The organism is Dawidia cretensis (genome assembly GCF_018598175.1).
GTDB classification, from domain to species: domain Bacteria; phylum Bacteroidota; class Bacteroidia; order Cytophagales; family Cyclobacteriaceae; genus Ohtaekwangia; species Ohtaekwangia cretensis.
Window position 1 is genome coordinate 59,681 of sequence record NZ_JAHESE010000019.1, and the last position, 14,981, is coordinate 74,661.

The 14,981-nt window shown below is 52.9% G+C and carries 8 protein-coding genes; 7 read left to right on the top strand and 1 reads right to left on the bottom strand.

The features are described 5' to 3' along the window. The first annotated feature begins 9 nt into the window (after positions 1 to 9). The gene (locus KK062_RS17710) at positions 10 to 2,358 is read left to right on the top strand and encodes a GH92 family glycosyl hydrolase (RefSeq protein ID WP_254085669.1); all 2,349 of its coding nucleotides are present in this window, start codon (positions 10 to 12) and stop codon (positions 2,356 to 2,358) included. Positions 2,359 to 2,433: 75 nt separating this feature from the next. Here the strand turns inward: KK062_RS17710 and KK062_RS17715 are convergent, their stop codons facing one another. Next, positions 2,434 to 3,327: an NmrA family NAD(P)-binding protein gene (locus KK062_RS17715; protein WP_254085670.1), complete on the bottom strand. Its 894-nt coding sequence runs from the start codon at positions 3,325 to 3,327 to the stop codon at positions 2,434 to 2,436. A 161-nt stretch (positions 3,328 to 3,488) separates the two neighbouring features. Here KK062_RS17715 and KK062_RS17720 point away from each other — a divergent pair, with 161 nt between their 5' ends. From KK062_RS17720 to KK062_RS17745, 6 genes are all read left to right on the top strand, one after another. Next, on the top strand, positions 3,489 to 3,839 hold the full coding sequence (locus tag KK062_RS17720; protein ID WP_254085671.1) for a winged helix-turn-helix transcriptional regulator: 351 nt from the start codon (positions 3,489 to 3,491) through the stop codon (positions 3,837 to 3,839). 52 nt (positions 3,840 to 3,891) lie between these two features. Continuing rightward, entirely contained in the window at positions 3,892 to 5,931 is a 2,040-nt protein-coding gene (locus tag KK062_RS17725; protein WP_254085672.1) for a HelD family protein, read from the top strand. A gap of 166 nt (positions 5,932 to 6,097) precedes the next feature. Further along, positions 6,098 to 6,898: a hypothetical protein gene (locus KK062_RS17730; RefSeq protein WP_254085673.1), complete on the top strand. Its 801-nt coding sequence runs from the start codon at positions 6,098 to 6,100 to the stop codon at positions 6,896 to 6,898. Between the two features lie 205 nt (positions 6,899 to 7,103). Further along, a complete protein-coding gene (locus tag KK062_RS17735) occupies positions 7,104 to 9,659 on the top strand; it encodes a discoidin domain-containing protein (protein ID WP_254085674.1) in 2,556 nt (851 codons plus the stop codon). A 399-nt stretch (positions 9,660 to 10,058) separates the two neighbouring features. After that, the gene (locus KK062_RS17740) at positions 10,059 to 13,109 is read left to right on the top strand and encodes a SusC/RagA family TonB-linked outer membrane protein (RefSeq protein WP_254085675.1); all 3,051 of its coding nucleotides are present in this window, start codon (positions 10,059 to 10,061) and stop codon (positions 13,107 to 13,109) included. 20 nt (positions 13,110 to 13,129) lie between these two features. Beyond that, positions 13,130 to 14,692, top strand: coding sequence for a SusD/RagB family nutrient-binding outer membrane lipoprotein (locus KK062_RS17745; RefSeq protein ID WP_254085676.1), 1,563 nt, complete (start codon positions 13,130 to 13,132; stop codon positions 14,690 to 14,692). Positions 14,693 to 14,981: the final 289 nt, after the last annotated feature.

Below are 14,981 nucleotides of genomic sequence, written 5' to 3' on the forward strand. Positions count from 1 at the left end.
ACCACAGCAATGAACATACCATCTCTAAAAACCATACTGGCTGCGTGCCTGTTCACGACTGTCGCCACGGCGGCGCTGGCACAACAGGACTATACGCAGTTTGTCGATCCGAACATCGGCACGGCGCATAGCCGCTGGTTCTTTTATACACCGTCGGCCGTACCGTTCGGCATGGCGAAACCTGCCCCGGCTACCAACGCGCATTATGGTAATGTGCACGGGTGGGATGCCGTTGGCTATGACCACCGGCATGAATCCATCGAGGGTTTTCCGAACCTGCACGAATTCCAGGTGGGCGGCATCGTATTCATGGCGTCGACGGGAACACTCAAGACCATTCCCGGCAAGCTGGAAAACCCCGAAGAGGGTTATCGCTCGCGGTTTGACCGGAAGGACGAAGTAGCCGCTCCCGGCTATTACTCCGTGATACTGAAAGACCACGGTATAAAAGCGGAGCTGACGGCAACCAAACGCACGGCCCTGCACCGCTATACTTTCCCGGCCGGCAATCAATCACACATTCTCTTCGACATTGGCAACAAACAGGGCGAAAGCGGTAGCGTTAAAGATGCCCGGGTATACATGACACCCGACGGCCGCATCGAGGGCTTTGTTACCACGCTGCCTGTCTATGTACAGAAGTATCAACCCGGCGCAGAGGTGAGCATGTTTTTCTCTGCGGTGGTCGACAAGAAACCCGCCGCCTTTGGCGTGTTTCAGGGGGCAAGGGCGAACCCCGGGGGCACCGAGCAGGTCGGCCAGGGCGCGGGCTTATACCTGACCTTTAACACAAAGGATCAGGAAAGCGTCACGGTCAAGGCCGGCTTTTCATATACGTCCATCGACAACGCGCGTCTGAACCTGCAAACCGAAGCACGTGAGCTTACCTTCGACCAGGCGCGGACACAAGCACATGCCACCTGGAACGATTACCTCGGCAGGATCAAGGTAGAAGGTACCGTGCGCGAAGACAAAGTGAAGTTTTATACCGGCCTATTCCATGCCTTACTGGGCCGCGGCCTGGCGAGTGACGTAAACGGCGCGTATCCTAAAAACGACGGTGCCGTTGGACAAATAGCGCTCGACGCCAGCGGCAATCCCGTGCACCATCATTACAACACTGACGCCGTGTGGGGAGCTTTCTGGAACCTCACCCAGCTTTGGGCCATCGCGTATCCCGAGTACTATTCCGACTTCGTTAAAAGCCAACTCCTGATTTATAAAGACGCCGGCTGGCTCGGCGACGGCATCGCCAACAGCCGCTATGTCTCGGGCGTGGGCACCAACTTCGTCAGCCTTGTCATGGCCAGCGCCTACATGGCGGGCATCCGCGACTTCGACGTTAACCTGGCTTACCAGGCGTCGCTCAAGAATGAGGTCGAAGGTGAAGATCGCCCGCGTGGCGCCGGCAAGTTGGACGTCGATCAATTTGTAAAGTATGGCTACGTGCCGCACTTCGACAAAGGCAATGACTGGGAAGAAATGTGGAAGTTCTCGGCATCGCACACCCTGGAATACTCCTTTAGCGCCTATGCCGTCGCGCAGTGGGCTAAGGCCCTGGGCAAAAAAGACGACTATGAAAAACTTCTGCGCCTATCCCGCGGGTGGGAACAAATTTACGACCCTACGCTAAAGCTTGTTCATCCGAAGACTGCCGAAGGCAAATTCATTGACAACTTTAAACCCGGCGAACCCTGGCGCGGATTCCAGGAAGGTAACGCGTGGCAGTATACGTTCTACGTGCCGCATGATCCGGAGGGCCTGATCAAAAAGATCGGCCAGGATAAGTTCAACGCACGCCTCGACAGCATCTTTACCTTATCGCAAAAGAACGCCTTTGGTGGTGGCACTACACTCGACGCCTTCTCTGGCCTGGCGGGTTTGTATAATCAAGGCAACCAACCCAACCTTCATATATCCTGGCTTTTCAACTACTCGGGTAAGCCGTCGCTGACGCAGAAGTGGGTACGCGCCATCTGCAATGAGTTCTATGGCACCACCGGCATCCACGGCTATGGCTACGGGCAGGACGAAGACCAGGGCCAACTGGGCGCCTGGTATGTCATTGCCAGCATAGGTCTGTTCGACGTCAAAGGCCTCACAGACCTAAAACCGACGCTTGGCATCGCCAGCCCCGTATTCGACAAGATCACAATTCAGCTCCGCGCACCGTATGCTACAGGCAAAGAGTTCGTCATCGAAACGCAGAACAACGGCAGTGGTAATATCTATGTGCAGTCGATGAGCCTCGACGGCCGAAAGGTAAAGAAAACATTCATCGCCCTCGACGATATCAAGAAAGGGGGCAAGCTGACATTGCAAATGGGGAATCAACCCCGCAACGATTACAACCGATAGAAACGAAAGATTTAGGTTAAGAACAAGAGTGAGGCTGTCGCGAAGGTGTTGTGACAGCCTCTGCTCTTTTCCGTATTACGAAGCTGCCGTAAAGGCAGCCCGGAATTCAGGCGCAAAGTCTTCAAGCTTTGTCGGCCCGGGGGTGGGAGCATGCTTTTCCAGATCCTCCTGCATCCGTCCGCTACGCAACGTTGCACCCATCTCTACGAACGGTCCGGCATGCGACGCCGGCACTCCGGCATCCAACGCACCCTTCAGTGCCTGTTCGTCCGTGAAGACAACCCAGGGTATATTCTTATCAATGGCTTGTCCGAGCACGCGTGCCGCATCTTGCATCGTCCGGTAGTCGCTCAAAATATACCGGAACGATTTGCCGGTAAAGGACACGTTGAGCAATTCTTCCAATGCCACCGCAGCAATATCGCGTGTGTGGACCAGCGGTATCTTCTGACCCTCTGATCCGAAATTATCACCCAGTATACCGGCATGGTTGACGAGCCCGATCTGCGTAATGAGATTATAAAAGAAATAGCCAGGGCGTAGATGCTTCACCTGTATACCGGGTAAACCGTTCAGCATCTTCTCAAAATCGGCCAGGCCGTCTACCGGGCCTACACCGTTGCCGAGGTGCGCGCCGATGCTGCTCAGGTTGACCACATACTTTACCGTGCTGCCTTGCAGCGCTTCGATGTAGATTCTACCCACTTCATTTTGCGCCGCGCGCCAATCACTTGTTTGCCAGATGGGCGGGATCATGGTATAGACCACATCGGCCTCGCGAAACGCACGCTTGACAAAGTCGCGATCGGACACAGAACCCACCAGGGCCTTTGCCCCCAGGGCCTCGATCGCGGATACTTTGGCGGCATCGCTGGTAATAACGTTCACTTCTTTTCCGGCTTTCACCAAGCCCTCTACGACAGGCTTGCTGATGTGCCCGATCGATCCGGTAATAACATACTTTTTCATGGAATACATAGGTTTTTAAACTGTGAGAATGAAATCACGCAGCCACTTGTCGCGAACAGAAATGGTGTTGCAATACTAACGAGACAGTCTTATATTTGTTAGTAGATACTTTTTACTGATCTAGTCTATATTTATGGACCAATGCTGAAAATCAATTACTTATGACGGTAAAGACAAAAGACCTGGAGCACTGCCCCGTAACGGCAACACTGGAAATCATCGGCGGGAAGTGGAAAATGCTGGTCATTTATCTGGTCAGCAACGGCATCAACCGCTTTGGTAAAATGAGCATGATGATGAAAGACATCAGCAAACAAATGCTCACCACCCAACTGCGCGACCTCGAGCGCGACGGCCTGCTGGAGCGTGTGATCTATCCCGAAATACCACCCCGCGTAGAATACTTTCTCACTCCCAAAGCGAAAGCCCTGATGCCTGCTCTGAACGTGCTGCGTGATTGGGGAGTGGAATATGCCTTAGGAGGCAAACCAGCCGAGGTCGTCGCCGAATAAGCTACGCCATCCCTACCGGCGCTTTTCTTCAAAATCGTGTTACCTTTGCGCGATGATCCATCGTACAGAGCAGGAAGAGCGCGAATATCTCGAAGTCATAAAGGAAAAACTGCTGTATGCCATCCGGCGTGCAGATGATACGGTGCGTAGTTACTCGGCCGAGCTACAGCAGAGCAAGGAATACTTGTATGAGCACCAGTCGGGCATGGATGAGGCCGACATGGTCGCCTCCGAGCAGTCTATCAACCGTATGGCCTACACAGGCGAGTCGGCCGTGTCCCGAAAACGCAAGCTGCTCAAACTGGGACAATCTCCGTATTTCGGGCGCATCGACTTTTTACAAGATGGCAAAGACAAGGAGAGCCTGATATACATTGGCATCTACTCCTTTGCCGACGAGCGTGCAAACCTCATCTACGACTGGCGCGCCCCAGTATCGTCGATGTTCTACGACTTCGAGCTTGGTGCTGGGTGGTATACAACGCCGGGTGGTAAGATCAACGGTGAGATCACCCTCAAACGTCAGTATAAGATCCGCGAAGGTCAGATGGAGTTTATGATCGAAAACTCGGTCAACATCCACGACGACGTGTTGCAGCGGGAGCTAAGCAAGGCCTCGGATGAGAAGATGAAAAACATCGTGGCCACCATTCAGCGCGACCAGAACGCAGTGATCCGCAATGAAACAGCCCCGGTCATGATCATCCAGGGAGTAGCCGGTTCCGGCAAGACGTCCATCGCGTTGCACCGTATAGCCTTTCTGTTATACCGCTTCCGCGAAGAAATCTCCGCCAAAGACATCCTGATCATATCGCCCAACAAAGTCTTTGCTGACTATATCTCCAACGTATTGCCCGAGTTGGGAGAGGAGCAGATCCCCGAAATGGGCATGGACGAGCTCGCCGATACACTGCTGGAAAACAAGTCACGGTTCCAGACCTTCTTCGAGCAGGTATACGCGGTGTTGGAAAATCCCGATGCAGCCTTCATTGAACGCATTAAATTCAAAGCGTCCCCCGAGTTTCTCAGCCAGCTCAACCGCTTTATTATTCACCTCGAAAATCACTACTTCAACGAAACGGAGATTCGCGTCGCCGGCGTGATCGTACCCTGGCCGTTCATCCAGGAGCGCGTAAAAACATACCATCGGGTACCGCTCCTGAAGCGGTTTCCGGAAGTGGTCAAAGATGTATTCCAACACATCCGCAGTCAGACAAATCGTAAACTCACGGGGCAGGAAAAAGCAAAAGTATGGGAAGCCGTACCGCGCATCTTCAAGCTGACCAACGTCATGGAAGTATACCGGGAGTTCTATAAATTCATTGGCAAGCCCGAGATGTTCCGCATGATGCAGGGTGAGGTGTTGGAGTATTCTGATGTCTTTCCGCTGATCTATTGTAAAATACGCATGGAAGGTATACCTGCGTATGATCACGTAAAGCACTTGCTGATAGACGAGATGCAAGATTATACCGCCATTCAATATGCGGTGCTGTCACGCTTGTTCAAATGCCGCAAGACCATCCTGGGCGATGTCAGCCAGCAAGTGAATCCTTACAGCGCATCTTCGGCGGAAACGATCGAGCGTGTATTTCCGCAAGGCGATGTGGTGAAGCTTTTCAGAAGCTATCGCTCGACATTGGAGATCACCGCCTTCGCGCAACGCCTGTTCCGCAACCCCGACCTCCTGCCCATGGAGCGCCACGGCGAAGAGCCGCAAGTGAAAGGTTTTGAGAGCAATGCGGAAGAAGCGGCCGCCATCAAACATCATGTTGCCACCTATAAAGAAGCCGGCTATCAATCCCTTGGCATCATCGCCAAAACGCGTGACCAGGCTGCTTATCTGTATAATGAGCTGCGTTCACCGCATGTACATTTGCTGACAACCGACAGCACGGCCTTTCACGAAGGCGTCATTATTACCACGGCCCACCTGTCAAAAGGGTTGGAGTTCGATGAGGTCGTAGTTCCCTTTGTGTCGGCCCGTAACTACAACACCGCCGTCGACAAAAGTATGCTCTACATCGCCTGCACGCGCGCCATGCACAAGCTTACACTATTATACACGCAAGAACGTTCTTCTTTTATTTAGCGGCCGCCGCGTCGCCCATGATTTTTTCCTTGTGCGACGCGCATGACGCTCCAGGCAAAGCCCAAAAACAAAAGAAACTCCGTCTCGCGGAGTTTTTTTATTCCTACAAATACGTCCGGAGGAAACAGTATCGCGTTAAATAAACCGCAATACTAAAAACACCCCGATGAAACACCCCCTACTCTACCTTACGCTGTCGTTACTATTCTTAACACGCTGTAGCTCCGACGACGACCACCAGGCCGCCGGGAACAACCCCCGACTCCTCTCCGTCGTCATGTCCATGCAACGCAGCGACGGCACCCTTCGCCCCGGCTACTCCCGCACATTCTTCTACTCATCCTCCGGCCGCCTCGAACGCGAAGAATATGCGTCGTATGAAATTGAAGAAGAAAAGTTCTACGTTCTCTGGACCGACGCATTCACCTACGCAGGCAACAAAGTCACGCAGATCGATCGCACCCGCACAGAAACAGGCTCGATGAGCACCACGAACTATACGTACGACACAAAAGGCCGCGTCTCTGCCATCCACCTGGACGAAGACATCGACACCGACGTCACCATTACCTACGAAGCAGGAGACACCATCAACGCGCTTTATCAAAGCAGCAACGGCCGGTGGTTCAAATACCGCATGTCGATGTCCGGCGACAACATCGTCTACAGCAAAACCATCGACGACTCCAATCGCTTTGCCAACGAGACGTACTATGAATTTGATGACAACGTCAATCCCTACAGCTTGCTGGGCTTCACCGACATGTTCTTCGAGAGCGTATCCAAAAACAACAAGATCCGCCAAAGCAGCAGTTATTACACACCTGCCAAACCCACCTCGGTACCATATTCTCACGAGTATACGTACCTCAATGGCCTCCCGGTAAAACAGACCATTCGTTACAAATCCTCCAACACGGGTGAGCACACCGGTGTGGCGCAGTGGGAGTTTGAATACGAAGAGTAACTGAAGTAAACGATAGAGCCCTATACATTTCGATGGACTGTGTAAGGGTATTTTGTAATTATTGAACGGTTATCGCCAATTATTAAACGGAGCAGTGTACTCTTACCTGCTCCTTTACTTTTACGCGCTGCTATAGCCCTCTAAGGGGTATAACAAATGTGTAGCCTGAAAAGTTACAGCGCAAAAACGATAAATCGTACTATATATGCAAAAACAAAAACTACTATTACTGTTCTCACTACTGTTGTTTGCGGGCAGCGCCTTCGCGCAGACCTGCTACAATGTCGTAGGCTACTATCCTTCGTGGGTAGCCGGCGGAAACTACTATATCAATTCTCCTGCGAAAATTGACTACAGCAAGTACACGCACATTTGTTATGCCTTCGTAATTCCCGGCACCGATGGTAACATCGGCGGCGTGGGTGGCGCCGCCGCACTGACCGACCTGGTGACCCGTGGTCACGCAGCCGGCGTAAAAGTGCTGCTGTCAGTGGGGGGGTGGTTGGATTCATCGCCCAGCAACACGCCGTTCGAAGCAATTTCTACTAACACAGCTTCCATCAACCGCCTGGCCGATGCTTGCGCGCGATTGGTGACACAATACAACCTCGACGGCATCGACCTCGACTGGGAGTATCCGACCACAAAAGCACGCTGGAATGCACTCGCTCCCGTTATCGCTACCCGCATGCACGGCATGGGCAAGCTGTTCACAGCAGCCGTAGCCGAAAGCCCCTTCTATGGTGACAACTACGACAACGTCGGCATTGTAGACTTGCTCAACATCATGTGCTATGGTCCGTACTCCATGGCCCGCGACGCCATGCAATATTGGACCAACCGTGGTGTGCCGCAAAACAAGCGCATGCTCGGCGTTCCGTTCTACGACCAGCACAACACGACAGCCGAGCACGTTCAGAAATCCAACCTGGCCAAGACTACCGCGGCCGGTATCATGATCTGGGACATTGCGTCCGAATACGGCGACATCAACTCCATCTACAACACGCTCGGCAATGTTTGTAACAATGCAACACCAGTGCCGAACAACCTGGCGCTGAACAAAACCGTCACGGCATCGTCCACGGAAGATTCGCAGTACGCGGCATCGTACGCGGTAGACGCCAGCTACAGCACACGCTGGTCATCTACATTCTCCAACGACCAGTGGATCTATGTAGACCTCGGCGGTCCGTACAGCGTCAACCGTGTGAAGATCACATGGGAAGCTGCTTACGCAACCGCCTATCAAATACAAGTGTCCGACAACCCCGCCGCCAACGACTGGAAGCAAGTGAAAGCGATCGCGGGTAACAACACCGTGGTCAATGATCACACCGGCCTGAGCGCCACTGGTCGCTATGTGCGCATCGCTGCCTCGGCCCGCGCCACAGCCTATGGATATTCCATCTTCGCCCTGGAAGTATACGGCACACAAGCCGACAACCAGGCACCGGCCGCACCGGCCAACCTGCGCAGCACCGCGGTAGCGTCCGGCAGCGTCAGCCTGGCCTGGAACGCCTCAACCGACAACGTAGCCGTTACGGGGTACGACGTATTCAAAGATGGCATACTGGCAACGACGACAACCGGCACGACGTATACAGCCACGGGCTTGGCAGAGAACACCACCTATGCCTTTACCGTCAAAGCAAAAGACGCAGCAGGCAACAGCTCTGCTGTAAGCAATAGCGTCAGCGTGGTAACACCCGTGAACATTGCCCGCAACAAACCCGTTACCGTTTCTTCAGAAGAGACCACAGACTATGTGAAGGCTTACGCCGTCGACGGCAATCTGACAACCCGCTGGTCGACGTTGTTCAGCGATCCGCAATGGATCTACATCGACCTCGGCGCACGCTACGACCTCAACCGCGTACGCACGGTATGGGAGACCGCGTATGCGAAGGCATTCGAAGTACAGGTGTCTGATAATCCGGCGGCCAACGACTGGAAACAGCTCTACAGCACAACCACCGCCACCGGTGGCACGAACGACATCCCGGTAACAGGCACCGGCCGCTTCGTGCGCATCTATGCGACTCAACGCAACACCGTCTATGGTTACTCCCTGTGGGAAGTAGAAGTATACGGCACACCGGCCAGCGAAGAGCAACTGGTGAACCTGGCGCTGAACAAAACAGCCGTAGCGTCGTCCCTCGAAGACGCCAACTTCCCGCCCGGCCTGGCGATCGATGGCGACGTGGCCACCCGGTGGGCGAGCCTCGAAGGAATTGATCCGCAATCCATAACGGTTGACCTGGGCGCGACGTACGACATCCGCCGCGTAAAGCTGGTGTGGGAAAATGCCTATGCGAAAAACTACACGCTCGAAGTATCGACCGACGGCAACGCCTGGAACGAAGTATATAACACGACGACTGGCGACGGTGCTGCAGATGACATCGCCATCACGTCGATAGCCGCGCGCTATGTACGCATGAATGGCACTGCCCGCGGCACGACATACGGCTATTCCCTGTACGAGTTTGAAGTGTACGGCACGGCACAAGCGGCGCGTATGGGCCTCTCGGTATATCCGAATCCGGCGTGCGAAATCATCGGTGTCAGCATACAAGGCACTGTAGGTCAGGCCAACATAAAAATCGTCAACACGTCTACCGGACAGGTATCGCACACGTCTGCGGTGACGAAAGAAGGAACGACACAGATTGGCGTTTCCGGCTGGCAAAAAGGTATATACGTCATCCAACTGAAGACAGAAAAAGAAACACTGCAGCAACGACTCGTCATCGAGTAACGATTCTATAATATATATGTAACATCAAAGCCCCACTGATTCAGTGGGGCTTTGTTTTTGTAGATCGCGTGTATATCGTTGTGCAAAAACACTCCCCCAGATTACGGTAAGTAGTCGCATTAAAAAATTAAAGAAGATGTGCGCCGTGCAAATTTAATCTTACATGCACCGCAAGGCCGGATGCCCTAATGCGTGCGTTAAACCCTCTTTTCCAAACCGGACAGTACATTGTGTACGCACACGTTGTAAGCGTTGGCGTCCACGGTTGTTGGCTGTCCTTGTTTTTCATTTTCACGCATTCTACTTTGCGCCCGTTTTGCTAAATAGGTTTAGCTAGCAAGCTAAAAGCGTTTAGCAATAACCGCAACTAACTTAACAACATTAAACGCTAACATGTTTATGAAAACAACGTTTCGCATCCCGCTGACAGTTTTCTTGTTGCTGGTGTGTGCCTATGCAGGTGCGCAGACGGTTACTGGAAAAGTCACGTCCATTTCTGAAGGGAATGGAATGCCCGGTGTTTCGGTTGTGCTGAAGGGCACAACAATCGGAACATCTACCGACGCCGAGGGTAACTATACCCTTAGCAACTCGGCTCTCGCCACTGGTACGCTCGTCTTCTCCTTTATCGGTTACGGTACAGAAGAAGTTGAAGTAGCCAACAGAACACAGATCGACGTCGGCATGACGGAAGACATCTTTTCACTCGGCGAGGTGGTAGTCACCGCGTTCGGTGTGAAACGCTCTGAAAAAACGGTGACGTATGCTACGCAGCAAGTAAGCAGCGACGAGCTGACACGCGTAAAAACGGATAACCTGATGAATACCCTGAACGGTAAAGTGCCGGGCGTAAGCATTTCGCCTAGCGCATCGGGTGTGGGTGGTTCGTCAAAAATCGTGTTGCGTGGTAACCGTTCACTCTCCGGCTCTAACCAGCCGTTGTATGTAGTAGACGGTATTCCCGTAACGAACAGCGGTAACTCCAACGGCCAGCCTAACAGCGCGTACGGCGGCTCGACCAACGTCGATGGTGGTGACGTGATCTCTACGCTCAATCCCGACGATATCGAAAGCATCAGCGTGCTGAAAGGCGCTTCGGCATCGGCCCTCTACGGTAGCCAGGCTGCCAACGGTGTGATCCTTATCACGACCAAGAAAGGCAAAGAAGGGCAGACACAAATAAACTTCAACTCGACCTTCACGGCAAGCACCGTGGCCTATACGCCCGATTTCCAGAATGCCTACGGTGGAACCACGGCAACTGCAAAACAAAGCTGGGGCGCAGGCGCAGCCGGAACCGGCGAACGTAACACAGACGAATTCTTCCGCACGGGTACAAACTGGACAAACTCCCTCAGTCTGTCAGGCGGTAACGAAATCGCGCAAACATACTTCTCATATGCCAATACCCACGCAAAGGGTGTTATGCCGACCAACGACCTGGATCGTAACAACATCTCCCTGCGTGAGACGGCCAAGTTCCTGGACAAGAAGCTGAGTGTAGATGCCAGCGTCAACTATACCACGCAGACGATCAACAATGCACCCAATGCCGGTCTGTACCTCAACCCGCTTGTAGGTCTCTACCTGTTCCCGCGTAACGCCGACATCATGCCGTACAAAAATCAGTACGAGTTTGCCGGTGCTGAAGGCTTTGATCGCCAGAACTGGATAGACACAGAAGATATTCGTCAAAACCCGTGGTGGGTTGCCAACAGAAATACCAACGAAGCAAACCGTAAGCGGTACCTGCTGTCTGGTAGCGTGAAGTATGAGTTTAATAAATACCTCAGCCTGCAACTCCGTGGTAACATGGACCACATCGAGGATATTTTCGAAGCCAAGATGTACTCCGGTACACATGCTACATTGACGGGCGGGTCAGCCAACGGTTTCTACGTCAACAATTCCCAGACGCTTTCACAAAAGTACGGCGACGCGTTGCTGACGTTCAACCTACCGATGGATGGCGCTATTAGAATTGACGGTCTCGTGGGTACCTCCATTACCGATAGCCGCCGCGTTGGACTGGAAACCGGTCCCGGTAGCCTCGGCCTGAGAAACCCGAACTTCTTTGTGGCGCAAAACGTATTGGTAAGCGGCGACATGAACGCCACCAAGACGATTCCCGAAAACCACACACAGCTGCAGTCCGTATTCGGAACTGTTAACATTGGCTACCACGAGTGGTTGTACCTGAATGCCACTGGTCGTAACGACTGGTCTTCGAACCTGTCGTTTACACCCGACGTTTCGTTCTTCTATCCTGCAGTAGGTCTCTCCGGTGTTTTGTCGGATGCAGTAGACCTGCCGGCTCCTATTACCTTCGCGAAAGTTCGCGTGAACTACGCCGAAGTAGGTAACACGGTACCGCTGTACGTGACTAACCCGCAAAACTATACCAATCCCAGCACCGGTGCGATCGACCTGCGTCGTGTGATGGCGTTTGCTACCCTCAAGCCCGAGCGTACCCGCACGTACGAAGTTGGTGCCGACCTGAAGTTCTTTGACAACCGCCTCAGCGTGATGTTCAACTACTACAAGTCGAATACGTTCAATCAATTCATTGAGGTGACGCCTTCTGCCGCCAGCCTCTACGAAAGAGCGTATATCAACGCAGGCGAAGTGCAAAACAAAGGCTTCGAATTTATGGTTGGCTACGATGTGATCCGCGGCGAAAAGTTCTCATGGAATACTTCGCTCAACGGCTCGCGTAACGTAAACGAAGTGATCGATATTGCCGCCGACCGCGGCATCAATAACCTCGTTGTTACTGGGAACAACAACCTTGGGTACCTCGGTCAGGTAGCAGTAGGCGGTATGACGGGTGACATCTACGGTTACCAAGTGATGCGCGACGATCAGGACCGTGTTATGCTCGATGAAAACGGAGCTCCCAGTCGTACGACGGACTTCGAATTCATCGGCAACGCTACCCCCAAATTCTCCATGGGCTGGACCAACACGGTTAACTACGGCAACTTCGTACTCAACGTCCTCGTAGACGGCCGCTTCGGCGGAAAGGTACTGTCGATGACGGAAGCCCTCATGGACCAGTATGGTGTTTCTGAAAGGACGGGTGATGCAAGAGCGCAAGGTGGCGTACCCGTAAATGCGGTCAACCCCGAAGGCGAAGCTGTTTCGTCGGTCGATGCCCAGACATGGTATGGTACTACCGGTGGCCCCAACGGCATCATGGGCCAATACATGTACGACGCTACCGTTGTACGCCTGCGTGAAGCGTCGCTCGGCTATACGTTCCCGATGAAGAGTAACGTGGTGAAAAGCCTTCGCTTCTCGCTCATCGGCCGTAACCTGTTCTACATTTCCAAAGATGCTCCGTTCGATCCTGAGCTCACGCTCTCGACGGGTAACGGTCTTTCCGGTGTAGACATTTTCAGCCAGCCCGCGACCCGCAATATCGGTTTCTCGGTTAATGTTACTCTCTAACGATAAAAGACTACATAGCTATGAAAAAATATATTCTGGCATTCCTGACGGCCGCCGCAATGGTGGGCTGTACGGACAACTTCGAAGATTATAATACGGATAACACCGGCGTAGGTGACGATGCGAAGCTATTGTTTCCCACCATGCAGCACGAGCTGTTCCACGACTATCAAACTGCCCAGAACCTGGGTGCGGATGCTTACGCGGGCTATATGATGTCGCCGCACCCGTTTTCGTTTCAAAACAACATGAACTACGGCTTGGTAGACGGCTGGAATAACAACGCCTTTAAAGGCATGTATACATTCGTGTTCCGAAATATCGACCAGATGCAGCGCAGCGGACTGGGTCAAACCAACCCGGACCTATGGGCTGTCGCGTTGATTATGAAAGTCGAAGCTATGCATCGCGTAACGGAGAAATTCGGTCCTATTCCGTACAGTGCGGCGGGAAAATCGGCTACGAACATCGCCTACGACAACGAGTCCGATATCTATAACCAGTTCTTTCTGGAGCTCGATACTGCTGTAAATAACCTCGGAGCATTTGTAAGCGATCCTGCCAACGCCGGTCAGAAACCTTTTGAATCGGTGGACCTGTTCTACGAAGGTGATTATACCAAATGGATCAAGTTTGCCAACTCGCTGCGTCTGCGTCTCGCCACGCACATCGTAAAGGTAGCTCCCGAAGTTGCCAAGCGTGAAGGAGAAAAGGCTCTCGCCCACGCTGGCGGATTGATGGAAGTACCCGCCGACGATGCCGCCCGTGAGGTAACCAACGGTACAAGCGATCTGTTCATGATCACCGAACAGTGGGCTGATAACCGCGTCAACGCAGCCGTTATTACCTACTTGCAGGGATACAACGATCCGCGTCTGCCGATATACGTTGCGCGGACAACGACTCCTGCCACTGGTGACCCGGACTTCTCCGGCCAGTACATCGGTATTCGTATAGGTTCCGACATCGACGAGAAAGCGAGATACACGCCTTACTCGAGCCTCAACACGGCGACGACGTTTACCCAGACACGTGCCCAGCACGTTATGTCTGCCGCGGAAGTATGGTTCCTGAAAGCCGAAGCTGCCCTGCGTGGCTGGGCTGGTGCGGGCGACGCGCAAGCGAACTATGAAAAGGGCGTACAGGTATCGATGGAACAGTGGGGTGCCAATATCGGTAGCTATCTGTCCGACAACACCAGCACACAAGCTGACTACATAGATCCCCTGAACGACAAGCGTAACATTGACGCACCGTCGAACATCACCATCGCCTGGGAAAACGGAGACAGCGACGAACGCAAATTCGAGCGCATCATAACCCAGAAATGGATTGCCATGTTCCCCGAAGGCATGGAAGCGTGGACGGAATTCCGCCGCACAGGCTATCCCAAGCTGTTCCCGGTTTACGTGAATAGAAGTGGTGGTTCGATCGACACGGACGTTCAGATCAGAAGACTTCCGTATCCCGAGGCTGAGTTCCAGACTAATCGCACCGCCGTTGCAGATGCGGTTACCCGCCTGAAGGGTCCGAACACCGGTGGCACACGCCTCTGGTGGGATGTTGACAAAGCGAATTTCTAAGCATCGATATAGATAAAGGGGAGGGTGTCTCAATATTGAGATACCCTCTTTTTTTATGCTCTCGTCAAATCGCCCAGAACAGCAGTTTTTATCAATCGCGTGAATATATTTTTTTAAGGCCTTACTTATGGCAATCGTGTGCAGTTTAGCGACCGCAACGGCTCTAAGCCTGTTATACTATGCCTTTTAATGCAGTTCAAGGAGTTTTCTTTGTGATTTATCCTTTATATTCTTGTACTCCTATCCACCGCGTTGCTCGCAGCAATATGACGCCAATGACCCTACTGGC